General features: G+C 39.4%; 25 protein-coding genes. 9 read left to right on the forward strand and 16 right to left on the reverse strand.

Annotated features, from left to right (window positions below):
* Positions 1-32 precede the first annotated feature (32 nt).
* The 4 genes from E2I05_RS03210 (at position 33) to E2I05_RS03225 (ending at position 2,683) form a co-directional block, all read left to right on the forward strand.
* Positions 33-191: a helix-turn-helix domain-containing protein gene (locus tag E2I05_RS03210; protein WP_121852557.1), complete on the forward strand. Its 159-nt coding sequence runs from the start codon at positions 33-35 to the stop codon at positions 189-191.
* 488 nt (positions 192-679) lie between these two features.
* Positions 680-1,201, forward strand: a complete 522-nt coding sequence (locus tag E2I05_RS03215; protein ID WP_121852558.1) for a Pycsar system effector family protein — start codon at positions 680-682, stop codon at positions 1,199-1,201.
* Positions 1,201-1,929: an adenylate/guanylate cyclase domain-containing protein gene (locus tag E2I05_RS03220; protein ID WP_207805258.1), complete on the forward strand. Its 729-nt coding sequence runs from the start codon at positions 1,201-1,203 to the stop codon at positions 1,927-1,929. The genes E2I05_RS03215 and E2I05_RS03220 overlap by 1 nt, the downstream gene beginning before the upstream one ends.
* Positions 1,930-2,371: 442 nt before the next feature.
* Positions 2,372-2,683, forward strand: coding sequence for a hypothetical protein (locus E2I05_RS03225; protein WP_133372173.1), 312 nt, complete (start codon positions 2,372-2,374; stop codon positions 2,681-2,683).
* Positions 2,684-2,965: 282 nt separating this feature from the next.
* Here the strand turns inward: E2I05_RS03225 and E2I05_RS03230 are convergent, their stop codons facing one another.
* The 5 genes from E2I05_RS03230 to rplU form a co-directional block, all read right to left on the reverse strand.
* Positions 2,966-3,334 carry a DUF3718 domain-containing protein gene (locus E2I05_RS03230; protein WP_121852561.1) on the reverse strand — a complete coding sequence of 123 codons (369 nt, stop codon included), beginning with the start codon at positions 3,332-3,334 and terminating at the stop codon, positions 2,966-2,968.
* A gap of 64 nt (positions 3,335-3,398) precedes the next feature.
* On the reverse strand, positions 3,399-3,881 hold the full coding sequence (gene folA / locus E2I05_RS03235) for a type 3 dihydrofolate reductase (protein ID WP_121852562.1): 483 nt from the start codon (positions 3,879-3,881) through the stop codon (positions 3,399-3,401).
* Positions 3,882-4,277: 396 nt separating this feature from the next.
* The gene (gene cgtA, locus E2I05_RS03240) at positions 4,278-5,444 is read right to left on the reverse strand and encodes an Obg family GTPase CgtA (protein ID WP_121852563.1); all 1,167 of its coding nucleotides are present in this window, start codon (positions 5,442-5,444) and stop codon (positions 4,278-4,280) included.
* A 120-nt stretch (positions 5,445-5,564) separates the two neighbouring features.
* On the reverse strand, positions 5,565-5,819 hold the full coding sequence (gene rpmA, locus E2I05_RS03245) for a 50S ribosomal protein L27 (RefSeq protein WP_121852564.1): 255 nt from the start codon (positions 5,817-5,819) through the stop codon (positions 5,565-5,567).
* Positions 5,820-5,835: 16 nt separating this feature from the next.
* Complete coding sequence (gene rplU, locus E2I05_RS03250; RefSeq protein ID WP_121852565.1) at positions 5,836-6,147, reverse strand: 50S ribosomal protein L21; 312 nt, start codon at positions 6,145-6,147, stop codon at positions 5,836-5,838.
* 275 nt (positions 6,148-6,422) lie between these two features.
* On the opposite strand from rplU, the gene ispB reads away from it, so the two are divergent.
* Entirely contained in the window at positions 6,423-7,394 is a 972-nt protein-coding gene (gene ispB / locus E2I05_RS03255) for an octaprenyl diphosphate synthase (RefSeq protein ID WP_121852586.1), read from the forward strand.
* Positions 7,395-7,410: 16 nt separating this feature from the next.
* Here the strand turns inward: ispB and ung are convergent, their stop codons facing one another.
* The 3 genes from ung to E2I05_RS03270 form a co-directional block, all read right to left on the reverse strand.
* Positions 7,411-8,076 (reverse strand): uracil-DNA glycosylase, encoded by a 666-nt coding sequence (gene ung, locus E2I05_RS03260; RefSeq protein WP_376707889.1) that lies wholly within the window; start codon positions 8,074-8,076, stop codon positions 7,411-7,413.
* 3 nt (positions 8,077-8,079) lie between these two features.
* On the reverse strand, positions 8,080-8,700 hold the full coding sequence (locus E2I05_RS03265; RefSeq protein ID WP_121852567.1) for a LysE family translocator: 621 nt from the start codon (positions 8,698-8,700) through the stop codon (positions 8,080-8,082).
* A gap of 575 nt (positions 8,701-9,275) precedes the next feature.
* Positions 9,276-10,790: a S10 family peptidase gene (locus tag E2I05_RS03270; protein WP_243641041.1), complete on the reverse strand. Its 1,515-nt coding sequence runs from the start codon at positions 10,788-10,790 to the stop codon at positions 9,276-9,278.
* A gap of 212 nt (positions 10,791-11,002) precedes the next feature.
* Here E2I05_RS03270 and E2I05_RS03275 point away from each other — a divergent pair, with 212 nt between their 5' ends.
* A complete protein-coding gene (locus tag E2I05_RS03275) occupies positions 11,003-11,998 on the forward strand; it encodes a hypothetical protein (protein ID WP_121852569.1) in 996 nt (331 codons plus the stop codon).
* Positions 11,999-12,644: 646 nt separating this feature from the next.
* Here the strand turns inward: E2I05_RS03275 and E2I05_RS03280 are convergent.
* From E2I05_RS03280 to E2I05_RS03310, 7 genes are all read right to left on the reverse strand, one after another.
* Positions 12,645-13,100, reverse strand: a complete 456-nt coding sequence (locus E2I05_RS03280) for a copper chaperone PCu(A)C (protein ID WP_121852570.1) — start codon at positions 13,098-13,100, stop codon at positions 12,645-12,647.
* 283 nt (positions 13,101-13,383) lie between these two features.
* Complete coding sequence (locus tag E2I05_RS03285; protein ID WP_121852571.1) at positions 13,384-14,034, reverse strand: SCO family protein; 651 nt, start codon at positions 14,032-14,034, stop codon at positions 13,384-13,386.
* Positions 14,035-14,044: 10 nt separating this feature from the next.
* Positions 14,045-14,881, reverse strand: a complete 837-nt coding sequence (locus E2I05_RS03290) for a hypothetical protein (protein ID WP_121852572.1) — start codon at positions 14,879-14,881, stop codon at positions 14,045-14,047.
* Between the two features lie 679 nt (positions 14,882-15,560).
* A complete protein-coding gene (gene nirK / locus E2I05_RS03295) occupies positions 15,561-16,733 on the reverse strand; it encodes a copper-containing nitrite reductase (protein WP_121852573.1) in 1,173 nt (390 codons plus the stop codon).
* Positions 16,734-17,002: 269 nt separating this feature from the next.
* On the reverse strand, positions 17,003-17,785 hold the full coding sequence (locus E2I05_RS03300; RefSeq protein ID WP_121852574.1) for a PepSY domain-containing protein: 783 nt from the start codon (positions 17,783-17,785) through the stop codon (positions 17,003-17,005).
* A gap of 77 nt (positions 17,786-17,862) precedes the next feature.
* Entirely contained in the window at positions 17,863-18,384 is a 522-nt protein-coding gene (locus E2I05_RS03305; RefSeq protein ID WP_121852575.1) for an FMN-binding protein, read from the reverse strand.
* A gap of 103 nt (positions 18,385-18,487) precedes the next feature.
* Positions 18,488-19,639, reverse strand: coding sequence for a porin (locus tag E2I05_RS03310; RefSeq protein WP_121852576.1), 1,152 nt, complete (start codon positions 19,637-19,639; stop codon positions 18,488-18,490).
* A gap of 417 nt (positions 19,640-20,056) precedes the next feature.
* On the opposite strand from E2I05_RS03310, the gene E2I05_RS03315 reads away from it, so the two are divergent.
* Positions 20,057-20,770, forward strand: a complete 714-nt coding sequence (locus tag E2I05_RS03315) for a DUF3581 domain-containing protein (protein ID WP_121852577.1) — start codon at positions 20,057-20,059, stop codon at positions 20,768-20,770.
* Positions 20,771-21,036: 266 nt separating this feature from the next.
* Here the strand turns inward: E2I05_RS03315 and E2I05_RS03320 are convergent, their stop codons facing one another.
* A complete protein-coding gene (locus E2I05_RS03320; RefSeq protein WP_133309467.1) occupies positions 21,037-21,231 on the reverse strand; it encodes a hypothetical protein in 195 nt (64 codons plus the stop codon).
* Positions 21,232-22,112: 881 nt separating this feature from the next.
* Here E2I05_RS03320 and E2I05_RS03325 point away from each other — a divergent pair.
* Both E2I05_RS03325 and E2I05_RS03330 read left to right on the forward strand, forming a co-directional pair.
* Positions 22,113-25,784 carry an ATP-binding protein gene (locus E2I05_RS03325; protein WP_121852580.1) on the forward strand — a complete coding sequence of 1,224 codons (3,672 nt, stop codon included), beginning with the start codon at positions 22,113-22,115 and terminating at the stop codon, positions 25,782-25,784.
* Positions 25,784-26,458, forward strand: coding sequence for a condensin complex protein MksE (locus tag E2I05_RS03330; RefSeq protein WP_179952736.1), 675 nt, complete (start codon positions 25,784-25,786; stop codon positions 26,456-26,458). The genes E2I05_RS03325 and E2I05_RS03330 overlap by 1 nt, the downstream gene beginning before the upstream one ends.
* Positions 26,459-26,461 lie beyond the last annotated feature (3 nt).

The raw sequence follows: 26,461 nt of genomic DNA on the forward strand, positions 1-26,461 counted from the left end.
ATTTTTGAATCTTGAACAAAAGGAATTAAGCAATGACACTTGGTCAGATAATTAAACAAATTAGAGTTGAAAAAGCATTAAGCCAACCAGAACTCGCTGAGAAAATAGGCATAGAACAGTCGTATTTATCAAAGCTAGAAAATGACAAATCCCTCCCATCGAATGAAATGCTACAAGCTATTCTGTTGTAATGAGGTAATAAAGAATCATACTGGGCAATAAAGATTCATACTAAACAGCTTGAAATGATGATATTTTCAATCCTTGCTAACACACAATTGCCCCAAAACGTGTTTCAACCTTTGTTAGTTACCACTTGTAAGTTGCTAATTTAATTAACTAAGATTGATAAATTAGCTCGAATAGAGTTTTGGTCAAAACTACTAATTATTAACTTCTCATACGTAGTCTTTTTTAACTAAAGTAATCGACTATTTTAAACCGTTCGTGGGTGATTCTATCTGAGTGCAGCTTTGGGAGTGCGCAATAAGACACGTTATGGTAAATAAGACTTAATTTCCAAAGCAATAAGTGCCTAGTACACACTTTTGGTACTTGTTCTTCCACCTAGGAGGTATGTTGTTTAACTATGTAAGACCCCTATGTCTATGTATAGATAAATAATAAGTGATAAAATTCCGCTTAATTGTTCTGTTAGAATCACTAAGGTTACTCCTAGATGGACGAAAAACTTAAGGATATATTTTCAAATATTAATGATTGGCTGAAATATGCGGAAGCAAAATCTGCAACTTTAATCGCAGGCAATGGTGCATTAATTTGGGGGTTGGTAAGAGTCTCAAAATCCTTTGAACTAAGCTATTCCTTCAATATTTGCCTATTAATTTCAGTATTGCTCTGTGTTGCATCTTTAGTGGTATGTTTACTTTCCATTATTCCATCATTAAATATGCCGTGGGAGGTTAAACCCAAGGGGAAAGCAGATGATGATAATCTTCTATATTTTGCTGACATATCAAAATATACTCCTGTAGCATTCTTAAATGCTTTGGAAACTAAACTTGGTTTAAAACATAGTGAATACACGGGGTATCAAAAAGACATTTCCAGTCAGATCATAGTCAACTCAGTAATCGCTAATGCTAAGTATAAAAACTTTCAGATTGCAATTTGGTTAACTCTATCCGCTTTGATAACTCCGATTGGAGTTTTAGTCATATTTTTAATAAGGAAATCTTAATGAAGGATGGGATTGTTTCAAAGGTCAAGCAAATTATCGATGATAGTTTTGACGTCACAGATATTACAGATGTCCCCAATATAGACGATACTCGGTTAACTTTTGGCAATAAAGGTTTGCGATTTGAAGCGACAACCTTGTTTATTGACATGAGGGGATCCACTGCTGTTCTAAATAATCATAATCGGACTACCGTAGCCAAGATACATAAAGCATATTTTCACACAATAGTTACGATAGCTAAGAACCTTGGTGGAGAGGTGCGAAGTTTTAATGGTGATGGTATGTTGGTGTTCTTTCAAGGGACTTCAAAAGTCACATTGAGCAACGCAGTTGAAGCAGCCATGAAAATGAAATGGATGCTCTCTTCCTCTGATTCTGAAGTTAAAAAAAAGATGGAAAAATATTCTACTGTCGATTTTGGTATTGGAATTGATGATGGAAAAATACTCTGCGCAAAGGTAGGTATTGCTGGTGCCGATAATAGAGATTTAGTTTGGATTGGTAATGCTGTAAATAAGTCGGTAAAGGTAGGTGATATGTTACACGGTAATATAGGCATATCATCATATGTGTATAGTAATTTACTCGATCGAGTGAAATATTATACAGAAAAGGATATATGGGGCCATGAAGTTCAGAAAGATATGTGGCAGTCCGCATACTTCGAATACAACGGGAAGCAGGAGTTGTATTATTTCACTACTTATCATTGGGTTGTGTCGTGATTCTAACAAGTTGTTTCACACGGATAATTTACTCGCTCCGCTCATAAATTACCGATGAGCAAAGCGTTTTAATTCAAAACCTATTTACCATAACCGCCGTTGTGCGCACTTCTGTTGCAAGCCCTAAGTTGTTTTTTTAGGGCTTATCGTGATTTTGAGCAATTTGATGTTCATAATCTGACTTTAGAGGCATTTTTTGCTAATGCTATCGGATGATTATTAATTGAAGCCGAAACACGGAAATGTCCAATAACGTGTTTCGTTCGGTATGATTCTTTATTACTTCATTTTTCTAGTCAAAATGCCTTTAAGAGCAAATCAGTATGAAACTTAAGCTTTTATAGCTCAAGTTTCAACGTATTAATCAGCTCTACAGAGTAATCGAGGATGAATCTTTATTGCCCGACTACATCTGTTGGCATTTGGTATCAAGCTTGAAGCCATGCTTTCACTTATAGATTCAAACAGCGAGAAGCAACGTCTCAAACAGATACCCATTGTAAATGACTGCTATCAAAACCAAGCTAAGTATAATTTCGAAAAGCAACGGCGTTATTTGTACCTGAGTAGTCTACTGATTATTTTGGGTATCTGTGTATTTTATGCCGGATTCAGCAAAGAGTTATTCAAAGAAGTTAAATATGAATATAAATCGAGGGGAGTAGTTTTAGAAGGCGAACCAGTTGATATATATTGGGATTGGCGCAGTTTTGTCAAAAGAAGCCCGCAGAATATACAAGAACAAAAAAACTAGAAATAGGCAAAAGAAAATCACCAAATACATTGTTGCTAACGAGCTATAAAGGGGAGTCTTTTGTTACTGAAACTGAAGGGGGAAGAAGGCTGTATTATTTAAATAATGATGACGATGGTGGTGTAAAGCAGATACCTGATATTAGAAATTTGTACATAAAAGTTATTGGCTTATTCTTGCTCTGCTCAGGTGTATTTGGCTTCGTGCTTGAGCAAAAACTATTTAAGTAACCAGAAATATAAAGAAGCCACTAAAAATAGTGGCTTCAAGTACATGAGCATTTTATAGCTTGAGTTTAGACTTTAGTGCCGCAGTAATTGGGCTGTCGGCATGTCCATTTGCATTCGCCCAGTCCCATACTTTGCTTTGAGTCAACGCTTTACTTGAAACACGCTTTACGATGTATTCACCAACTTCATCAGCACTGCTTGAGTAAGCGGTTTGCAATAAGTTGTTGCTATTACATTTTAGATCGGCATAGATATTTCTTAAGGTAATGCGACCTTCTTTTAGTTTTTTACGTAAGCGACTTTTATCATTATCTTTCACATAGCTACAAACACTGATTAAAAGTTGTTCGTTAGCATGAGAGGTTGGAACGATGAACGATGTGGCAATCAGAACCACTCCAGCGAGGATAATACTACGCATCTGATACTCCATAGGGGCGAGAGTTTAGTTATTAATGTTATAAAGTGACAAAAAACGCTTTAATTTAACATTTTTTAACTAAAGTTAAAAATCTATATTCAATACCTTTATCATTCACTTTATTAGTGCAACTTATCTGTAACCAGTTGCCGTCATCCCAATATGGAAAATAGGTATCTCCTGCAACATCAATGTTTATTTGGGTTAGATACAGCTTGTCCGCTTGTGGAAGTAGAGCTTCATAGAGCTGTCCGCCACCGATAACCACTAATTCATCACATGTACCTACAAGCTCTTTAGCTTGCTCAAAACTCGATACGACACTGATGCCTTCTTGAGCATAATCAGGTTGGCGACTGATAACAATATTGTGTCGACCCGGTAAAGGGCTACCAATTGATTCAAAGGTTTTTCTTCCCATCACAATAGGTTTGTTCATCGTCATGGCTTTGAAATGCTTAAGATCTTCGGGTAAATGCCATGGCATTTTATTGTCTTTTCCTATGACTCGGTTTACCGTCATAGCTGCAATCATTGCGATTTGCATAATTTCTTCCTGAAAATGTTCATTATTGGACTAGGGGCTGTTTATCTTTCGTGATTATTTTTTGCAGCGATAAATTGGTCGTTTTATACAAGACAGAGCTTGTGCGGTTTGGTATTATCGACATACAAAACTGTCGTTACTTCGTTTCCAAATAAGCAAGCGATAACGCAGTAGAAATGACCAATTTACGCTGTCTTAGATGCTTTTGAGCGTTCACTGTTCTGTGTTGTAACCCGTTTACTTAGATGACTAAGCTTCACTGCTTACGCCTTGAACAGATAAACACTCAAATAGCACAAAATTTAATCCTGAAAGATAAACAGCCCCTAGCATGTTACTGAAATAGTATTGATAAAAAAGAGAGCCAAAAGTAGGCTCTCATGAATACTGTTTTTACTAACGCTCGTAAACGACTTCTACATCGTAGTCATCATCATCGAAATCATCGTCAAAATCGTCATCGTAGTCATCATTCAGCTCTGCATTCGTGGCTTCATGATAATTATCCCACTTAAATTCAACTTCAGCATCAGGATCTTTTTCTTCCTCTTCATCCGGCAAGCTTTGAATGAAGTCAAGTAATTGAATGCTTAGATCTTGAGTACCATCACGGTTATAAGCAGAGATCTTATGGATTTGACCGTTCCAATTTAGCGCGTCAACCACCCGTTGGATGCGCTCTTCTAACTCTTCTTCAAGGACAAGATCGGTCTTGTTGATCACAAGCCAGCGCGGTTTAGCTGCCAACTTGGGCGAATACTTTTCGAGTTCTTCAATAATAGATGTTGCTGCTTCAACGGGATCACTTTCGTCGATCGGGTCAATATCAATGACGTGCAAAAGTATACGGCAACGCTCTAAATGCTTTAAAAATCGAACACCTAAACCGGCACCATCGGCAGCACCTTCAATAAGTCCTGGAATATCGGCTATCACAAAGCTTTGTCCTGGGCGTGGATTTACCACACCTAAGTTAGGCACGAGCGTTGTAAATGGATAGTCTGCAACTTTTGGCGTAGCACGTGATACTGAACGAATAAACGTTGATTTACCCGCATTAGGTAAACCTAATAGGCCAACATCAGCAAGCAATAAAAGTTCAAGCCTTAAACTGCGTACTTCCCCGGGAGTGCCCAAGCTTTTTTGTCGAGGGGCACGGTTCGTACTGCTTTTAAAGCGAGTATTACCAAGGCCATGGAATCCACCTTTTGCTACAAGTAACTTTTGCCCATGCTCCGTTAAGTCGCCTAGAGATTCTCCGGTTTCATCGTCTATCGCTCGAGTACCAACAGGAACATTAAGGATTAAATCCTTACCACCGCGTCCAGTACAATCACGACCACGACCGTTTTCGCCACGTTCAGCCATGTGAAACCGTTCAAAACGAAATTCAACTAAGGTATTCATATTCTCATCAGCGAGTAAATAGACATTACCGCCGTCGCCACCGTCACCACCGTCAGGGCCGCCATCGGGAACGTACTTTTCACGTCTGAAGCTGACACAACCACTGCCACCATCACCGGCTTCAACCCGGATGGTTGCTTCATCGATAAATTTCATATTAACTCCTGAATCGCTTGAATATCGCGATTATACTCTTTCTTAAAATGCATCTAAAGCTCAGAAAAACAAAAGCCCCGCCAAAGGCAGGGCTAATTTATGTAGCAGTTGAAGTTTAAATTAAGCTTCGATGCTAATAAATTTACGGTTCTTAGAACCTTTAACTTCAAATTTTACTTTGCCGTCAGTCAATGCAAACAAAGTATGGTCACGACCAATACCTACGTTTACACCAGCGTGGAATTTAGTGCCACGTTGACGAACGATGATGTTACCAGCTAAAACTGATTCACCACCAAAACGCTTAACACCAAGACGTTTGCTTTCTGAATCGCGGCCGTTACGAGTAGAACCGCCAGCTTTTTTATGTGCCATGAGTTAGACTCCTAATTTATGCTGTAATAGCAGTTATTTTAACTTCAGTGAACCATTGACGGTGACCCATAGTCTTGTCATGGTGCTTACGACGTTGGAACTTAACGATGCGAACTTTTTCACCGCGACCGTGGTTAACAACTTCAGCAACAACTTTGCCACCAGCAACTAATGGTGAACCTACATGAACATTTTCACCGTCAGCAACCAAAAGTACTTGGTCAAATTCAATGGTTTCGCCTGTAGCGACTTCTAATTTTTCTAAACGTACTACGTGGCCTTTAGCAACTCTGTGTTGCTTGCCGCCACTTTGAAAAACAGCGTACATAGCTATTTTACTCCGAGATCGTTAGTGCACTGCGCACGGTATGCGTCAATGGACTACAAAAATTTTTAATGACAATGGTCGCGGATTTTACGTGAAGAATATAAAGTTGACAAGCCTTTAATGGCAAAGATTAATAAACATCTGATGAGTTTATGCAAAAGCGAGGTAAAAGCTGTCTTATGGCGTAAATTTAGGTAAAATCCAGTTAATTTACTTACTATATGATTTACATTGGAGTGGCTCAATTGCGTTACTCCCATAAACTAGAGTCTACTATGGATTTAAACGCCATTCGAGCGCTGGCTGATACTGATATGAAAGCAGTGGATCAGCTAATTTATAAGCAGTTAGAGTCAGATGTTGCACTAATCAGTCAACTCGGATTTTACATCGTCAATAGTGGCGGTAAGCGTTTAAGGCCTTTATTGTCAATTTTAGCGGCAAAAGCGGTCGACTATTCGGGAAACGATCATTTAAAACTTGCTGCGATCGTAGAATTTATTCATACCGCGTCATTACTTCATGATGATGTCGTTGATGAGTCAATGATGCGCCGTGGTCGTCAAACAGCCAATGCTATGTTTGGTAATAGCGCATCTGTTTTAGTGGGTGATTTCTTATATACTCGCTCATTTCAAATGATGACAGAGCTCAATAGCTTAAAAGTACTGAGGATACTGGCTGATACCACAAATGTACTTGCTGAAGGCGAGGTGATGCAATTGATGAACCTCAATGAGCCTGATACCAGTGAAGAAAACTATATGCGCGTCATTTACTGTAAGACCGCAAGATTATTTGAAGCGGCAACTCAGTTAGGCGGAGTGTTAGCCGACGTTGATGAATCGACAGAAAAAGCACTGGGTGAGTACGGTAAATATCTAGGTACAGCGTTTCAGATCACTGACGATCTTTTGGATTATACCGCCGACAGTGAGGAGCTAGGCAAAAACATTGGCGACGATTTAGCTGAAGGCAAACCAACGCTACCACTGATCTACGCTTTAGCTCATGGAAATCCAGACGAACAAAAGCTGATCCGTAGTGTGATCGAAAAAGCCGATGGAACGCAAGTCATCGATCAAGTGATAAAGGCCTTTAAGCGTACTGGAGCATTGGAGTACACTCAAAAGCGCGCAGAAGAAGAGTCAGATAAAGCCATATTAGCTCTGAATGTTTTACCTGAGAGCGATTATAAACTTGCGCTACTTTCTCTAGCTAAGATTGCGGTTAAACGCTCAAGCTAAAATACATTCCTAGTTGCTATAATTGCCATTTGATCGGCTGTTGAGCATTTTTTTCGAGTAATTGATTGGTCGATGAAAAATGCCTACAGCCGAAAAATCCTCGATAAGCCGATAACGGTGACGGATGAGGGCCTTGCAAAATTTTATGTGCAGGGTTGGTAATTTTTTCTGATTTCTTAATCGCATGACTTCCCCACAATAAAAAGATAATTTGCTGTGGTTGCTGATTCAACAATTCTAATGCCTTATCGGTGAATTGCTCCCAACCTTTTTTTGCATGAGAATGGGCTTTGCCTTGTTCAACGGTAAGTACAGTATTAAGCATTAAAACGCCTTGCTCTGCCCATGCTCTTAAATCACCGTGTTGAGGTTTTTCAAACCCTTCAATATCCGTGGCTAATTCTTTATATATATTTGCCAATGAAGGTGGAATCTTCACGCCTTTGTTTACTGAGAAGCTTAATCCATGTGCTTGATTTGGGCCGTGATAGGGATCCTGCCCGATGACGACAACCTTGACTTTGTTTAATGGGGTTAACTCAAATGCGCTGAATACATCTTCTTCATTTGGGTAAATCACTTTCCCTGCATTTCGTTCAGACGTAATAAAATGCTGCAATGTTTGATAGTAAGGTTTATTAGTTTCTGTTTCGATAAAGGATAGCCATGAGCTTGTCATCAGGATTTATAACTCCAAAGTAAATAGAACACGGGCGGCGAGCAATAAAAGTACTATGCCTGAAAGTTTGTCTATCCAAATCGATTTTTCTCGCAACTTTGGCAGTACTGCTGGATGAGAAAGGATGAGTGCGATGATGGTGTACCAAATACCGTCAGTGAGTAAAGGTGTCACTACAATGATGATTTGGCTAACGTGATCGCTAGCATCACGGACAAATTGGCTGAATAAGGCCAGAAAAAATAATAAAATTTTAGGATTAAATAGTGATATGGCTAAGCCATCGCGTGCCGCTTGCCATAAACTGGCGGAGTCACCTTTTGCTAATTTTTGTTCCATACCACCGTTGGAACCGAGAGCTTTAACACCCATCCATGCTAGGTAGCCAGCACCCATTAATGAAATGCTATTAAACAATAATGGTGATTGTTTAAAAATAATTGCAAGGCCAAATAAAGTAATTAGCGCATAAAAACCAATACCAATAGAATGTGTCCAAGCACAGACAATACCGTGCAAACGACTACCACCAACTGTATGACGAATGACCATAGCTAAAGATGGCCCTGGTGACATTGCGCCTAAACAACAAATAGCGAGTAGGCCAAACCAAACACTTAATGACATAATGTTTCCTTCAAAAGTATAAAGCCCAGTATGTTGACTGGGCTTTATGATACTAGGGGCTGTTTATCTTTCAGGATTAAATTTTGTGCTATTTTAGCGTTTATCTGTTCAACCTAGAAACATCAGTTGACTGCGTTCTCAAGCGTAGAAAAAATGGCTGATATTAAGACGTAGCTTGCAGCAAGTAGTTATTCTACTTGCAAAAGTTACAACGTAGATAGCAGCCATTTTAGCAAGCTTGTGAGCGTAGAGCATTTCACTCATTGGGTGAAAAACATGATAATAAAATCATCCTATTGTTCAAACAGTTACTCATATACTCAGCGTTCAACTGATGTTTTTAGGTTCAAGGCGTAAGCAGTGAAGCTTAGTCATTTAAGTAAACGGGTTACAACACAGAACAGTGAACGCTCAAAAGCATCTAAGACAGCGTAAATTGGTCATTTCTACTGCGTTATCGCTTGCTTATTTGGAATACCAAACCGCACAAGCTCTGTCTTGTATAAAACGACCAATTTATCGCTGCAAAAATAATCACGAAAGATAAACAGCCCCTAATTAATTACAGCAGTATATTAGCGATAAAAGGATTGCAAGTCTTGAGCAAGTTGCTTTAACGACTCAGGCTCGATATACATCATGTGTCCAGCGGGGTAATACTTCATCTCGACCCGCTTTGGATCAAAGCCATTATCAGCGATGGTATTCTCGGTGGCGAAAAAAGGGGTCGCAAAATCATAATACCCATTACCAACGAAAATTTTAAAGTCTTTGTTTTCACGCTGTGCTTTGCTTAAATAGGGCGCAACATTAATATAATGCATTTGTTTACCACTGATGTGCCAATCCCAACTACGATTTACATCAATGGATAACACATTAAATGGACGATCGAGTTTTACTTTTAGATCGTTAATTAGATAATGGTTGATGGCTGCGGTATAGGCACCATCAATGCCATAACCTGAAGGATCATTATCAAATCGTTCACCGCCAGAGTCGTAATCTTTACCGATAAATCGACTGTCTAAACGTCCTACCGTTTTGAACTGTTTTCTTAATAATTGTTTTTCATAACGACTTGCGCTGACGCGTAAGTTCACTTGCTCAAGGTAATTTTGCTCTAGACCTGTGAAACGAGATAGCTCAGCTAATACTTGTTGTTTCTTGTTGGCTTGGAGACGATTTCCTTGGATGAGTGCGCTGGCGTAATCACCAAGTGCAAATTGGCGTGAAGCTTCAATAAACGATTCTAAGCCCAGCTTTTTATCTTCTTGAGATACTTTGTCATGGTAATACGAAGTGGCGGCCATTGTAGGTAAAAACGCAATGTAGGGTTGGTTATTGCCGGGCTGGTAACGAGCGTGACTGAAATCCAAGATCGATGAAATCAGCATAACCCCATTTAATGAGACATCAGTCCAACCACTTTGAAGCTCATGAGTAACGGCAGCTGCGCGGGTGGTGCCATAACTTTCGCCAGCTAAGTATTTTGGAGAGTTCCAACGGTTATGTTTTGTTAGCCACAGCTTTATAAACTGTGCGATGGATTTAGCATCCTGTTTTACACCCAAAAAGTCTTTATTTTCTCCCTCTCCGACAACATGGCTGGTGCCAGTGCCGACAGGATCGATAAATACTAAGTCGGTAGTATCCAGTAACGAATATTGATTATCTACAAGTTGATAAGGCGCAGCACCATCATCTTTCGCATGAGCAGGAAGAATAATGCGTTTAGGTCCATATAAGCCAAGGTGTAACCATATCGATGCCGATCCTGGGCCGCCGTTGAAAACAAAAGTAACTGGCCTTGGGGTTTTATTGTTAACGTTCAAACGCAAGTAAGTGGTGGAGAATATATTGGCCACGGCTTGCTGTTTGTCATTTTTTAACAGGGTACCGCCAGCGGTGGCCTCGTATTTAATTTTTTGCCCATTAATCTCAACTGTGTGTTTGGTACTTGATAGGATAGGGTCAGTGACCGCAATGACAGGCTTAGTACTCTTTTCGGCTGAAAACGCGACGGTACTGAAGACTAAAGGGGAAATTAATAGAATACTGAGTAAGGGTTTAAATGTGTTGACGGTCATAAATGTTTCCATCTTATTTTTATATTTTCACAGATTAAATTTTAATGACTTTGATTGCAAAGGAATAATTGAAACAGAGTATATTGAAACGAGAAGGCGGTTTTCACTTCTACCTGCTTGTTGAATATATGCTGACAGTATTGAGTTTTTAAATCGAACCAAATGCAAACAAGCATTAGAGTCAGAAAAGAGTCAATAAAAATAGAGGAACTATGGCAACATATTTACCCGTTAACAGCGCCTCGGAAAACGGAATCTGCATATTGGGGAGTGAAAGTTATCCTGCAGATGGGGACAAACTCGAAATTAATTTTCAAAGTGAATACTATATCGCTGTTATGCAATTAGAAAAGCATTCATTCTTAGTGGCAGGGGTGTATTCTGATGATCAAAACTACCAGCTCGCTCGATTTGGAAAAACATGCCCTCCCATTAATGAGACATCTAAGTTTACTCGCTTTTTTAAAATGTACTTGAGTGAGAATCCAGCCTCAATGAAACGAGAAGGTTTGTTATTGAATGGTTCGTTCAGATATTCAGCTCACACAATATCTAAGGAAATGTATCAGCGTCTTGTTGAATTCATGCCTGAGTTCAAATATAAGAAAGAAGCAGGTTGTTATTATTTAAACGGCTCAGAACAAAGCTATCAATACAAAACTTTTCATCCCATAGAATCTTGCAATGCTCAATCTAGTTTGGGTTTTGAGGAGCAAGAAATTATTGAAGAAGCTAAGACACTGACCAATAGCAATAGCTGCAGGACAACGGCTTCGAGGATTGTTGAAATGGTGACAAACGGTAATGTCAAAATAAGTCGAAACCACCGAATCCCTTTACCTTGTTATGATTCGTTTGCAAGAGGAAAACCTGAGCAATTTTTGTATGTAATGCCAGAACCAGCAAGCTTGTTTTTAACCGCAGACAGCTTTGTGTTGCAGGCTATATATCAAAGAATGGATGTGTTAAGAACAAGAACAGGAGGTGTCGATAAATTTAAGGCACTAAAAAAATTATACGCTGATATAGCTAAAGTTCCCGCTGAAGATCAACAACAAATTTTAAGTGTACTGACACAATTTAAAAAAGAGCAAAAAGAGGTATTAACACGCCGCCGTAATCAATTTGATTGGGTACATCGCAGTACAAATACAGCCATATTGATAGATTATTTACTAGCCACAATGAGGCTAAAACGAGCTATGTGATTACTGTTAGTTAGCTTTGTAAAATTTAAAACGCAGCTAGCGGTGATTTTGGCAAGTATATGAATGTTCAGCACTCACCTGATGAGTGAATTCGGTTTTTTTAATTTTGTATTTAACTTCAATAAATTAAAGTTATACCAATTACAGTAATTAAATTCCCAGCTCAGAGCTATGTATGTGTTCACAGTACAAGTGAAATTGATGAAGACATAGTATTACTGACATACAAAACTGTCGTTATTACATTGCTACGTTGAGACAGTTTTGCGTAGTAATTTGGACACATACAAGCTCCCGAAGGGCAAGGCTAAAGGATTCCATTACTAGGTTACAAGTTTTTGAATTATCCCGACAAAAGCACCAAGTGCGTTGAACGCCAGTTTTGTATGGCGGCCGGAGGGAATATAGTACTTCAAGCTTGCGCCTTGTACTGAAATCCTTTAGCTCTTGCTGAGTGAGAAGTTAATTACTGTAATTGGTATTAAATTGTGCATTCAACCAGTTTATTTAGGTTAAAAGGGCTGGAATAATCAGCAATTCATAAAGGTAATAATAAAAACCTGAGAAAAATAAAAAGCCAGTCAATTGACTGGCTTTTTATTTTTAACGGTTACCGCTTTTTATATTCAGAAAGTAACTCAAGATCTTAATGATGATGACTATGATCTTCCGTATCGGCGCTCATTTTTACTGTTGCGGTAATGCTAACTTTATCGCCATTGCTTAAGGTGAGAGTTAAAGGTACAGACTCACCTTTTGCTGGTACACCATCGGTAAAATTCATTAGCATGCCGTGAAATCCAGCTGGTTCTAATTTGCTCTTTCCTCCAGCGGAAATGTCGACTTTGTCGACCTGTTGCATGCGCATCATGCCGTCTTTCATCAAGGTTTGATGAATTTCTACATAACCTCTAGGACTGCTAATTGCAGTCAAGGAGACTGTTTTTGAACCAGTATTTTCCATTGTTAAGTAAATCGGTACAACCCTTGAGGTTGGTGGCATAGCGCGGATCCAAGCATCATCAATTTTAACGTCTGTTGCAAAGGTACTGCTGCTGAAAACTGAAACAAGCGCAACAAAAATGGTTGAAATCATTCGCATTGGAATCTCCTACAATTCTTAAACCTAGAAACATCTGTTGACTGCGTTCTCAAGCTTAGAAAAAATGGCTGCTGGTAAGGCGTAGCTTGTAGCAAGTAGTTATTCTACTTGCAAAAGTTACAAAGCAGATAGCAGTCATTTTAGCAAGCTTGTGAGCGTAGAGCACTTCACTCATTGGGTAAAAGCCATGATGATAAAATCATCCTATTGCTCAAGCAGTTACTCGTATACTCAGCGTTCAACTGATGTTTTTTGGTTAAACCAAAAATTAAAAATACTGTATCTACAAAAGCTCAATTATTTGTTCGCGCATTTCTGCTAATGGTGTTCCTGTGTAGAAGAAGCCACGAACACGACTCTTGCCATCAATAACAAAGATTTTTGCCGTATGTGAATACAAATAACCTTTGCGCTTTGGAGCATTCTTTTCTTCAACACTCAGTTTTTTAAACTCTGTGGTGACTTTAACATCAGCCAATTTTGCATATTCGGCACTGTAAAGTTTGGCTACATGTTCGGTTTTTTCGGTATCATCGACCAAACCGATAAAGCTAGGATCAAAATAACTTAAGTATTTATTCAAATGCTTAGGTGTATCATACTCGCTATCAATACTGACAAACAATACTTGAACTTGTGCTTTTTGTTCAGGAGTCAGTTTGCGCATCATTTGGCTGATGTGGGCCATAGTTGTTGGGCAAATATCTGCGCAATTGGTGTAACCAAAAAACATGAGTACCACTTTGCCCTTGAAATCTGACAAACTTACATCGCCACCTTTACTGCTTTTTAAGGTGAAGTCTCCGCCAATTCCTTTAAGTATTGGCATCTGAGCATGGCTAAATGAAGCTGTGCTGGTAAATAATGCGACCACCAATGAAAAGCATATTGATGCCGATAGTACGACTTTGAATACTGGTTTTAAAATGTTCATAGCATAACTCCTAGCAGCGGATCTCTGCGCCTAAATCGGTAACTGGTGGAAGGTAATTCGCTTTATATCGATGGATGATGATTTGCCCGTTTTTGATCTCTAACTCAATGTTAATTCCAACTTGAGCGAGCTCATTCTCATCATATGAATTGATGCCTTTCCATTGATATTCAAATTCAACACTATAACGAGTGCTATTATCTTGGAGCGAGTTAGATTGTGCTCTGATGTTGAGGTTTTTAATTTCATGGCGACTATTTTTCATCTGTAAAGTCGACAAATACGCTAAATAGTTAGGGATAGATTTCAAGCCAGATTCTTCTGGATTGAAAGTAGACTTGCTCGAAAATTGTTTTTGCCATTGTTTAGGATTAACTTGTTTACTTGTACTGGCGTTGTCTAATAGTTGACTCCAACGGTATACGAATGCACGGATCAAATTTGTATCACTTGAACTGCGATATCGCGATGTAAAATCATCCACTTCGTCTAATACGACTTCAGTATTTTTTACTTGTGCGTTAACGGGATTTATCAGAATTTTTTGAATTTGGTAGTGACCGACAATTTCATCACTGCCAATCTTTTGAGGAAGATACTCGAGCTCAACTTCGACTTCTGTTAACCCATTTTTCATCCTTAGTGGGGTAATAGAAAGTATATGGTGAGCACCGTTCTTACCTTTTTTTTGTGGAGTAATATCCAATTGACCGTACCAAGAGTACACCGCACCTTGAAGCTGATAATCGAGTTTAGTAGTTGCAGCGTATGTGGTTGGGACGAAAGAAACAAAAAAGATCAGTAAACAAAATGACCATTGATAGGGCAAAGTAGATGCAAGTTTCATAGCAGGCCTCTCTTTTGGGTAATACCAATTACAGTAATTAATCTCTCACTCAGCAAGAGATAAAGGCTTTCAGTACAAGGCGCATGTTCGAAGTTCTATATACCCTAACGGCCGCCATACAAAGCTGGCGTTCAACGCACTTCGTGCTTTTGTCGGGATAATTCAAGAACGTGCAATGCAGTAATGGAAACCTTTAGCCTTGCCCTTCGGGAGCTTGTATGGGCACACTTTGGTTTATAAAGAATACTTCACAAAATTATCTCAACGTAGATAACTATGTTTTCACCAATTTCGTTTGTACTTTGTGCGCATACATAGCTCTGAGTTGAGCATTTAATTACTGTAATTGGTATAATACTCCATTGATCAAACAGGGAGTGCAATTGCACTCCCTATGTTAATCCTAGAAAAATCAGTTGGACGCATAGAAGTAAGATAAATAACTCAAGTTCAACCATAAAAGTCATAAAGTGTATTCATCCATTGAGTGAATGCTTGATGTTCGTAAACTGGTTAAAATTACCGCTTGCTGTGTTGTAACTTTTATAAGTAGAAACGAAGTAACGACAGTTTTGTATGTCGGTAACCACTACTAACTTCAAGTCACGCCTTGCTATCGAAAATTTTCTCTGCGTTTAAGAGCGCCACCAACTGATTTTTCTAGGTTAATGATGACGACTTAAACGATTGGAGCTGGTTTTTTAAGTTGAACCATTAGGTTGTCATCCCATTCACCATCGACTTTCACATGAGCCGCAGCACCTTTCATGATGGCTTCAATCAAGTTGTGATTAACGTACGCATACAAACCAGGCTGAAGGAAAGTATATACCGCGGCACCTGTACAGCCTCCAGGGATACCCCAAGTCTCTAGATCTGTTTGAGGTGCATCATTAAATGACCCCGTTGGCCATACATAGTCACCGTGGCCACCAATAAGATGCGGACGTGTATCACGGTTTGGCTGCGAGTGAATAAACATAACAGTCTCACCGACTTTGGCCGTCATAGAGTTTTTGCCCGTTATGGCACCAACTTTACCATTGAACACGATGTGCGATGGAGTAAGGGTCTTCATGACTTCCAAGGTATCAGCCATGCTGCCAGTTACAGTGTCATAAGTCTTATAGTTACCATTTTTGTCGGTTGGTACGTAGAAGTCTTGCTCTCCGATGTAATAAGCTTTGTCATAAGTGATTGGGTGACCATTTCCGTCTTTTAAACCATCACGTGGGAGTACCATAATCGCACCAGCCATACCCATTGCAACGTGCCAAGGGATCATGATACCGCCCGGTGCACAGTGATACACAAAAGTACCTACTTTAGTCGCTTTAAAGCGGAATGTAACTTGCTCACCTGGTGCGACTAGAGTTAGCTCACCACCACCTAATGCACCTGTTGATGCGTGTAAATCAATGTTGTGTGCTAAGGCGTTAGCTTTTGGGTTAATTAATGTCAGTTCAATGTAGTCATGCTGATGACAAACGATAAGAGGACCTGGAACACTGCCGTTAAATGCGCTAACCCAAGCTTTAACACCATTTTCTAACTCTACTTGTTTTTCTTCGACAGTAAGAGTGACTTCGATGACTTTTGGCTTACCTTTAGCAACTTGATCATGCTTAGGCACCATAGGAGGAGCAACTAATGTTTGAGTCACACGCTCTAATTGGTCTGCAGTGTAGTTAGCCATACGATCGTGTTTTTTATGGTTTGATGCAGACGCTGAAGTTGATACTAAACCCGCGGCTAAACCAGCACCTACAATGCCAACGCCTACAGAACCGCCTAAAAAGTTACGACGATCAGTATTCACTTCAGTTTTTTCTACCGTGTTGTTCTTATCCATTATATGCTCCGAAATTCGCATTACATGTTGTCGATGTTGCACAACTGCAGCCTTTTCTATAACAGGCCATCTCTTGTGCTGTTGCGGTAAGATTAAACAGAGTGAAAAATATGGAATTGACTTTGGTCAATTAGAAGTGAAATTTTTGTTTTAATTGATTAGTTATTGATAAAAAACATAACTAAGATCACGTTTTAGTTACATTTTATGACTGGCTGTTTATTTTGATATAAAAATTAAGAATTCTATATGAAAATCTATAAGTTAGATCATTTTTTACTTTTGGAGTTTCTAAGGTAAAGCGTCATTCCTGAAACGGCTAAAAATATTAAACAAAAAGCCACTAAGTCCCAGAGAAATTTACCAAAAACACCGAGTAATTGACCGCTATGTAGATCTAATATCACTTTTTGCCAATTGAGGTGGATACTTCTAGCTTGCAACACAAGTTCAGGCTTTGTTGATTCTGTTAAGTTGATCCAAGCTAAAGGCGCTTTAGGCTGTCCTAGATACCAGTCGATCATGTCTGCATCACTTTGATAGTGAGTTTCGTTGCTTCGTATCCAAAGGGTATTGTTTTCATCAATGGCCATTGCATCAACGGGTGTTGGTAAGCCTGTACTTAGGTCTTGAGTTTCTTGCAGTTCACCGATTTTGTTCAATACATAAAGCTGATTTTTATTTGCCACAACAATATAGTCATGAGTTATAGCAGCCATTGTTAAACGAGAATCTGCTTCTAAAATAAAATGGTCATTTAGCCAAACCAGATTGTCTGCAATGGTAACGGTTTGTTTCTGGATAGAGTGTGTAAGTAATTGATTAGGTGCTTTTATTTTGTAAATATCCAGTAGCCATTCTTGAGTGACAGGGGTTTGTGCAAGATCAAATTCTTTTGTGTGATTAATGGCTAGGCCAGTAACACTAATGATAATAATAAAAGTCGCACAGACAAGACCAAGTTTATGGTGCAAGGATTTGAGGCCACGCATGAGCTTTCTATTCAATTTTTTATTGCGCTTTTTACCAACACGATGTTGTTTGTGGCTCATGAGCTATCCATACAATCAGAAAACGCCAATATTGTTGATGAGATTTCAGATTATATCAATCAAATTGATAAGAAACCTTATTCTGATAAAACCTCTTTATGCAGCATTAAGGCAATTCTGGATACTTTTGTCAGTGCATTAACAGAAAGGGTCGCACCTGAAATACCATCAATATGCTTAGATAATTTGAGTTCATCAGTTAATTCAGCATTAACAAATTGGTTAGTAAAAAAATCATGTCGAACTTCATCACCGCGGCTTTCACGATAAACCAGTACTTTTGTTCTGACGATTTTATTATCACGAATATGAATGCCAATGGTAATCGGAGACTCTTTGCCGATTTCATTTAAGATCCAAACCGTTTGTTGCTTATGTTGCCAATACCTTAAGCGTAACTTTTTAAATCTATGCCCTAAGATAGATTCGATTGTTTTCTTAGTATCATCTTCTAACCAGTAGACTTTTCGTTGGCTTGGTTCGCCATTAAACGATTGGCTGATGAAGTCCTTTGAAGACAAGTATTCTTTAGCCAAAGACAGAGGAGAAATACATAATGACAGCGAAAAACAAAAAATAAGCAACTGGATTTTTTTCATGAATATTTAACCTAGCTTCAGGAATACCTAATAGAAACAAAAAGTGCCGCAGATAGACTGCAGCACTTTGAAGGTTAACATAAATGTTAAGGGCTACTGATTATTAGAAAGAGTAACCAACACCTAAGTTAAAGCCTTTAGAGTCGTTGCGACCGCCTTGCTTTTCGTAATCAGCTTTGAATACAACGTGCTCGTTTAACCAGTAGTTAACACCATAGTTGTACTGTTTAACGTCTTCAGCATCGCTGCCAGCTTCGTTGTTATAAACATTGTAGCGAGCGAAAACACCAAAGTTTTCGTCAATGCGGTATGCAGGCTCTATATAATAACCCATCTGCTCATCACGACCCAAAGCTTCAGCTTCTTTACCATCAACATTCCACTGTGCATATAGTGCTTTTACAGTAAAATCTTCGATGCTGTAGATAGCATGCGCGCTGAATAACGTTGCTGAAGCGGCATCAGTAGCTGCGTTACCTTGAGTAATATCTGTTTGATGTTGTAGTGTTGCAGCTAATTCTAAGCCATTAACACCAGTGTATTTAACACGACCGGTATAAGCTAAATCGTTTGCTTTTGCTTTTGCCACTTTTTGGCGACCACTACGGATTTTAAAGCTATCATCAACTTCTAAACCAGAAGTAACAGCAACATCAAATGCAAGGCCTGGAGCGGCTTTAATATTTAATGCAGCACCTGCTTCCCACCAAGTAGCTGGGATAATGTTTTTCTCAACTGGGTTACGCTCAACACCATAAAACGTTTCTGGTTCATGAGTTTCATTGATTATGCCAACAGGTACTAAGAATAAACCTGCTTTACCAGTATAAGTATCACTGAAATCATGCTCAATATAAGCTTGTTCTAGTTCAACTTCACCTGGTTTACCATCACCTGAAAGAGAGTGTTCTACTTCTAATTCAGAGAAAAAGCGAGTTGTTTCGTTAAATTCATGACCAACGAAAAGTACAAAACGGTGGAAATCGATTTTATTATCTTTTCCGTCTATGTTGTTATAGTGAAGTTCACCATAGCCACCAATTGTTGTCGCACTTGTGCTTTCTGCTTTGTCTTCTACGGCATCAGCTGTTTTTTCAACACGCTTTTCAGTTGCTTCAAGACGTTTTTCAAGTTGCTTCAATACTTTTTGCTGTTCTTTAATGATCTTGCGAAGTTCAGCGGTATCATCAGCAGCGAAAGCGCCTTGGCTTGCAAAAAATCCAAGCATTGCTGTAGCGAGTAGAGTCTTTTTCATCGTTTCTTCCCGTGTTATCGGTTCGTTGATAATATAAGTGATATACAATTTGGCGCAGATTTTAGTCAATTGAGTTGGTTAATGCAAACCATTATCATTGTTATTTATTGATCTAGAGCAATTTTTTTTACTTTTTTAATGTGTGCTTTGTTTTGTGACATTTTAACCTTTTGATTTATATGTTTTTAATTTCATCTTGTGAGAATGGCGTATCTGGTCAGATAAGTTGGTCATCGGGTGAGTTATTTAGGTCTTATCGTGTAAGCTGTGCGCATTAATTACTTATGCGATTAATCAATGAAGGTGAGGGAAGTAAATATTTTTATTGATTAAGGGTATATATCCGTTTTAACGCTCAACTTCCGATGAAAGTAAATCATTGCGAGTCTACGCTTTATAGATCTATTTAGAGGCTTTATGTTTTTATCTCCGTACTTTTCAAAAAACCAACAATCAATTTGTGTATCAGGAGAGCAGGCCAGTGATTTTGCCAAAAAAATCGCCAAAGACTTTAACCCTATCCATGATGTTGCAGCAAAAAGGTTTTGTGTTCCCGGCGACCTATTATTTGCATTAGTATTAAATGAGTATGGACTGAGCCAACAAATGAAGTTTAGCTTTTCCGGTATGGTCGGCGATAGTGTTGAGCTTCAATTTCCAAATACTTCTGATGAAGACTTTTCGATTTCAGATAACAAAGATAAACCTTACTTAAATGTGAAGCGAGAAGGAAATGTAGAGCATGATCAGGCTCAAATTGAGGCATTTATTAGGAGTTACGTTGCATTCTCGGGGCATAACTTCACTCAAGTACTTGTTCCTTTGATGAAAGAACATCAGGTTATGATCAACCCTGCACGTCCATTAGTGATATACGAAAGTATGTCATTTCATCTCAATCACTTTGAGTTTTCTAGTATTGAGCTGCAACTTGTCAAAAGTGAGTTAAAAGTGGATGGTAAGCGTGGTGATGTCACCCTATTATTCGAACTGTGTAATGGTGATAAAATTGTAGGCTCTGGTGAGAAAACTTTAGTGCTAAGTGGGTTAAGGGCTTATGAAGAAAAAGCAATGCATGGAATGTGTGATTTGTATGAACAGCGTTTCAACCAGTTTATGCAGGTTGCATAATTCTAGAAACATCAGTTGGCTGCGTTCTCAAGCGTAGAAAAAATGGCTGATAGTTAGGCGTAGCTTGCAGCAAATAGTTATTCTACTTGCAAAAGTTACAACGCAGATAGCAGTCATTTTAGCAAGCTTGTGAGCGTAGAGTACTTCACTCATTGGGTGAAAGCCATGATGATAAAATCATCGTATTGCTTAAACAGTTACTCTTATACTCAGCGTTCAACTGGTGTTTTTAGGATAATTGAAAAGGTAGCCGTTAAAGAAAGGTGTTAATTGCCAGAGCTTGGAGTAACACCGTCTTTTGCATGTTTGATTAAATCCTCAATGATTTGTAATAACTCTTTGGCTGAGTCTCGAACATCGCTGTAAGCATGAAGGAATGGCTCCTTGTCACTTGCTGGAACAACTTTACTAAACTTTTTAAGCGTGCGTAACTCCTCTCTCAGTTGCTTTGTTACTCTCACTTCCGCCTCTTCATTTTTGTTTATAAAGAAATTTATTAAACGTTGAGATGTGTCTTGAGGTGCACCTTTAGATGAAAAATCATTTATACCAATTACAGTAATTAATTTCTCACTCAGCAAGAGCTAAAGGGTTTCAGTGCAAGGCACAAGCTCGAAGTACTATATTCCCTACGGCCGCCATACAAAGCTGGCGTTCAACGCACTTAGTGCTTTTGTCGGGATAATTCAAGAGCTTGTAACGCAGTAATGGAACCCTTTAGCCTTGCCCTTCGGTAGCTTGTATGTGCTCACTTTAGTTTATAAAGAATACTTCTCAAAATTGTCTTGACTTAGCAATGTAATAACGACAGCTTTGTATGTTGGTAACAACTATGTCTTCATCAATTTCGATTGCACGTTGAGCACATACATAGCTCTGAGTTGAGCATTTAATTACTGTAATTGGTATTACTCTAGAAGATGCTATTTGCAAAACCTCTAATTCAGTTGGGGCTTTCTTAGGTACTGTGTAACTAGCAATATCAGAAGCATGCCTTGACTTAGGCACCCGTGAAGGCAATTAATCATTATTATTCCAATTTGAAGGGGGTTTAAAATCATAATCAGTATATGGATTTGATTTTGAACAAGGTCCTATAGCCATCAAATTTTTCCTGCAATGTTGCTCAATTATCGATAAGTTTATATAAGCATCACTGAATGTTAAGTGAACGAGATACGAAATAAGCTTCTGGCTGGCGCAATAGTCGTCGAGTAGACTGAGAAATATTGCCTTCATAAAATCAATTCGGTTATCCTGCGTTATATTCGGCAAAAATCACTTCAGTTTTCTCGATTCGTAATCTGAAATTGACTTTCATTATGTTTGCAAAAGGATAAGCATGCCAAGCTTGATTCGTATTGTGTTAATAGACACACACCTTCCGGGTGTCGTTGAGTTAGAACTCGACGGACACACCAATATTTGTGGTACAAATGCATCGGGTAAAACCACACTTCAGCGTTTGGTACCTGTGTTTTATGGTGAATATCCCAGCCGAGTTGTTCCTTCAACTCGTGATAGTTTTGAACGTTGGTATTTACCTCACGATGGCAGTTACATCATTTATGAATACAGAAAAAGTGACGGGCTTATTTATCAAGCGGTATTGTCGTCAGCCGGTGATGGCAAAGGCGTAAACTACCGCTTTATTGCTAAGGCATTTGAGCTTGATGATTTTGTAAAAACACGCCATGGCGACAATATTATTTGCCATACTACTGCGGAGTTAGGTCGGCAGTTCAAACGTGATGGGGTGTTAGTTTCAAAACACCTTAATACTCGTGAATACCGCGCGGTTATTCAGCACGATAGAAGTTTGTTAAATATTGGCAGTAGCCGTAGTGAGCTACGGGGTTATGCTAATCAGTTTTCACTGTGTGACTCTGAGCATTCATTACGTCATATCGAGAAACTGGCCAAAGCGGTGCATTCTAAAGAAGGCAAAATGGAGACGATTAAGTCTATGATTGCCGCTATTTTAGAAGAAGACGGTGTTAATCCTCCCAGTTCTCGGGTTAACCCTCAGCACGTTGAAGCGTGGATTAATGAAAGTCAATTAGTGAAGGGTTTTGAGCAACTTCAGCCAGAATACGTAAAACTAGAACAAGAATTTAATCAATTATTGAGCGTTGAACATCGTCTAAGCAGCTTAACTCGCGTTTACAAAAACGATGAAGAGCTTGAAATTCAACGTAAAGAACTCGCTGAAAATAAAGCAAAAGAAGAATGTATCAAGCTTAAAATGCTTGAAGAAAATTGGAAAGAAACCCGCGACGAGTTAAACCAAGAGCTTTCAGCCGCAAAAGCAGATAGTAGCAAATACGAGCAAGAACTTGATTTAATGGAAGAGCAGCATGGCGCTTTTCTGGATGCCGATATTGAGCAAGCGAAAATAGATCTTACCTTAATCCCAAATTGGCAAACTGATTTGGAGAATATGCGAGAGCGTCATAAGCTTCAAACCGAAAAACACCATGATGTTGAGTCGGCTTATAACGAACGGCGCAGTAAAATCAGTGAAAAACTCAATCGTGATTTAGAAAAGCTGCATACGCAACTAGAAACACAGCGCGAGCAAAAAGAACAGCAGCGAGATACGGCTCGCAAAGATATAGAAACACTTAACGACAAAGCACGCGAGCAAATTGCCAGTATTAATGCTGAACACAATGAGCAGCGCAGCGAATTTAAACTCAAAGCCGCCGAGTATAATATTCAGCTGCAAAACGTCACATATACACAAGCTGAAAAGCACACGCTGGCTGAATTTGATGCGCGTATTAATCTAGGTCGAGAACAAGAGCAAAGTAGCAGTCACAAAGTAGATCGGTTAACCACAGAAGAACGTAAATTACGTGCAAAGCGCGAACAAGCCAATGAAACACTGCGAAGTGCAAGTAAACGGGTGATTCAGCGTCAGCAGCAACTCGACGAAGTTGAACAAGCCTTGTATCCGCAATCTCATACACTACTCGAATTTTTGAGGAAAGAAGCGGATGGTTGGGAGCAAAACGTCGGCAAGGTGATTGCACCTGAGTTGCTACATCGAACCGATCTTCATCCTCAGGTAGCAACGGAGGTTCATGATAGTTTATTTGGCATCCATCTTGACTTAAAAGCAGTTGAGGTGCCTGAGTGTGCAGAGACAGAGCAAGCACTTAGGATCCGCTTTAATAAAGCAGAAGAGGCGGTCGAGCTTGCAAAAGAGCAACAGCAAATTGCAGAAGCTCAGTTGGTTGAAGTGAATACGCAATTAGATGATCTTAGCCGTGAGTTAACGATTGCTCGTACAGCTTATCGAAATTGTCGTGATGATTTACAGCGTTTATGGGAAGACAAAACCACGGCACAAGAGAAAATAGATCAAGCGTTGAAATCACGGCAATCAGATACTCAGCAGTTGTTAGTCAAATTAGAGAGCGAGCTAAAGCGTCAAGCTCAACAGCATCAAACTCGCGTAGAAGAGCACCAAGCTCAAGCCCGCGATGACAAAATGGAGCGACAAGCCTACTGGCAAGAAGTCATAGGCGTCATTGACAACCAAATCAACCAAACACGCAACAGCATCGACCAGCGTAAAACTAATGCAAAAGTAGAGCAAAAAGAGTGTGATGTTTGGTACAAAGACGAATTGCAATCTCGCGGCGTCGATGAAGGAAAAATCGTTAAGCTAAAACAAGACATCAACAATTATGAAACGCGAATTTCCAATGCAGAAAGTCGCCGCAATGATGTCCTGAAATTTGATGATTGGTATCAACGAGAATGGATAATACGTAAGCCGAAGTTACAGACCATGCTGACCGAAGTAAAACAAGCTGTGGCTGAATTCAGTCAACGATTGTCAACGGAATCAAGCAAAGTTAAAACCCAACGTGAAACGATTGATAAGACACGTAAACAACAAGAAGCCATACAGGTTGAGACTTCAGAAAACTTAACTCGATTACGTGAGCTTATTCGTAAATTGTCTGACTTAAAACTGCCAGCCAATGACGACGAAGTACAGGGCGGGCTTGCAGAAAGAATGCGGCAAGGCAGTGATTCACTCTTGATGCGGGAAAACTTACTCAGCTCAATAAAACAATATGTTGAACATTTTGACTCTATTATTGCCAGTAAATCAGGTTCACGATTTGCGGAAATGTGGGAAAAATCTCGCGAAGAATCAAGTTCAGTGAATGATAAAGGGATCCGCATACTCGATTATCGTAAATTAGTCCCTGAGCTGGACAATCTCCTCAATGTGATTGTGTCGCAGCAGTTTAGAGCGATTCAAGAGCAAGGGCGAATTTTTGGTGTTGATTTAACGGCTTACTATGATGTGCTTGCTGATATTGATCGTCGCATCGCCTCACAAAGTGCGCGCATCACACGTGAAGTGGGCGAAGAACTGTTTTTGGATGGTGTTTCAGAATCGGCCGTTAAAATTCGCTCTCGCATCTCCGAACTAGAATTTTGGCCTGAACTCGAACGCTTTGTAAAAGCCTTCGCAACATGGAAGGCGTCAGGTTTTGATGGATTACCAGATGAAGATTACATCATTAGCATGCGCAGAGTGCTAGATATTATTGGACGCTCAGCATTAGCTGGTGGCATTTCAAAACTTTTAGAAATTGAATTGAGGTTACGTGAAGGTCACAGTGATTTAGTGATCCGCACTGACCGTCAGCTTAATGAATCATCCAGTCATGGTATGGCTTATTTGATTTTGTGTAAGTTCCTTTTAGCCTTTACACGTCTGTTACGTGGGAGAGCACAGGTGACTATTCACTGGCCGATTGATGAACTTGGCACTCTGCATCACAATAATGTGAAAAAGATTTTCGATGCCTGTGAAAATAACCAAATATCAGTGCTAGGTGCGTTTCCAAACCCTGAGTCAGAGGTGCTAACGTTATTTAAAAATCGGTACATAATCGACAAAAAAACCAAAAAATTGCAGGTCGTGAAACCTAAAGTGAACCCAATTGCTGAGAAGTTAAAAAATCGTCTTAAGGAGAGCGCATAATGAGTGAGTTAGCCAATATGAGCCATGAATCGACAGGATCAGTAATGGTGGGCACCAGCGCATTGATTGAGTCTTTGCTAAAAGGTGATTTTGTTTGCCGTACCACAGATGAAGACAGTTGGCGTGCACTGCAAAATCAAGCGACTCGCGATCGAATCGAGCAGTACTTGAACCAAATTAATCGCACATTAGCCTCTGCTGCCGAGGGCGAAGTGTACTTTTGTGGCTATTTAGAACTTGGTGACAATGAGCGCAAGGTAATATCAAGTCAGTTTCGTGATATTTGCCAGTCATTAACTCCACTGGTGGAATGGCTCGTGTTAGTGCAAGAGTCCAGTGGTGCCGATGCGCCATTGACTCAAGGTGCGCCCATTCGGCTTACTGAGCTGCAAACGCGCATTGAAGATACCCCCGCTTTTCGTGAGCAACTTAGCCAGTTGAGTCAATATCGCTTATTTGGTTCGACTAGCTCGGCCGCTGATAATCAAATTAAACTTGTATTTAAGCGGTTGCTGGAGTTGGGCTACCTCATAAGACCTAATAAAGATAAACAAATATATATCGCCACAGGCAAGCTTGATTACCTTTATGAAGTGATCCGTTTTATTGACGAAACCGAGGCGCTTAGTCTTGAAGCTCAAGCTGAAACGATCACTCAAGCGGATTTAATCTAGGAG

The sequence above is a fragment of the Parashewanella spongiae genome, from assembly GCF_004358345.1.
Taxonomy (GTDB): Bacteria; Pseudomonadota; Gammaproteobacteria; order Enterobacterales; family Shewanellaceae; genus Parashewanella; species Parashewanella spongiae.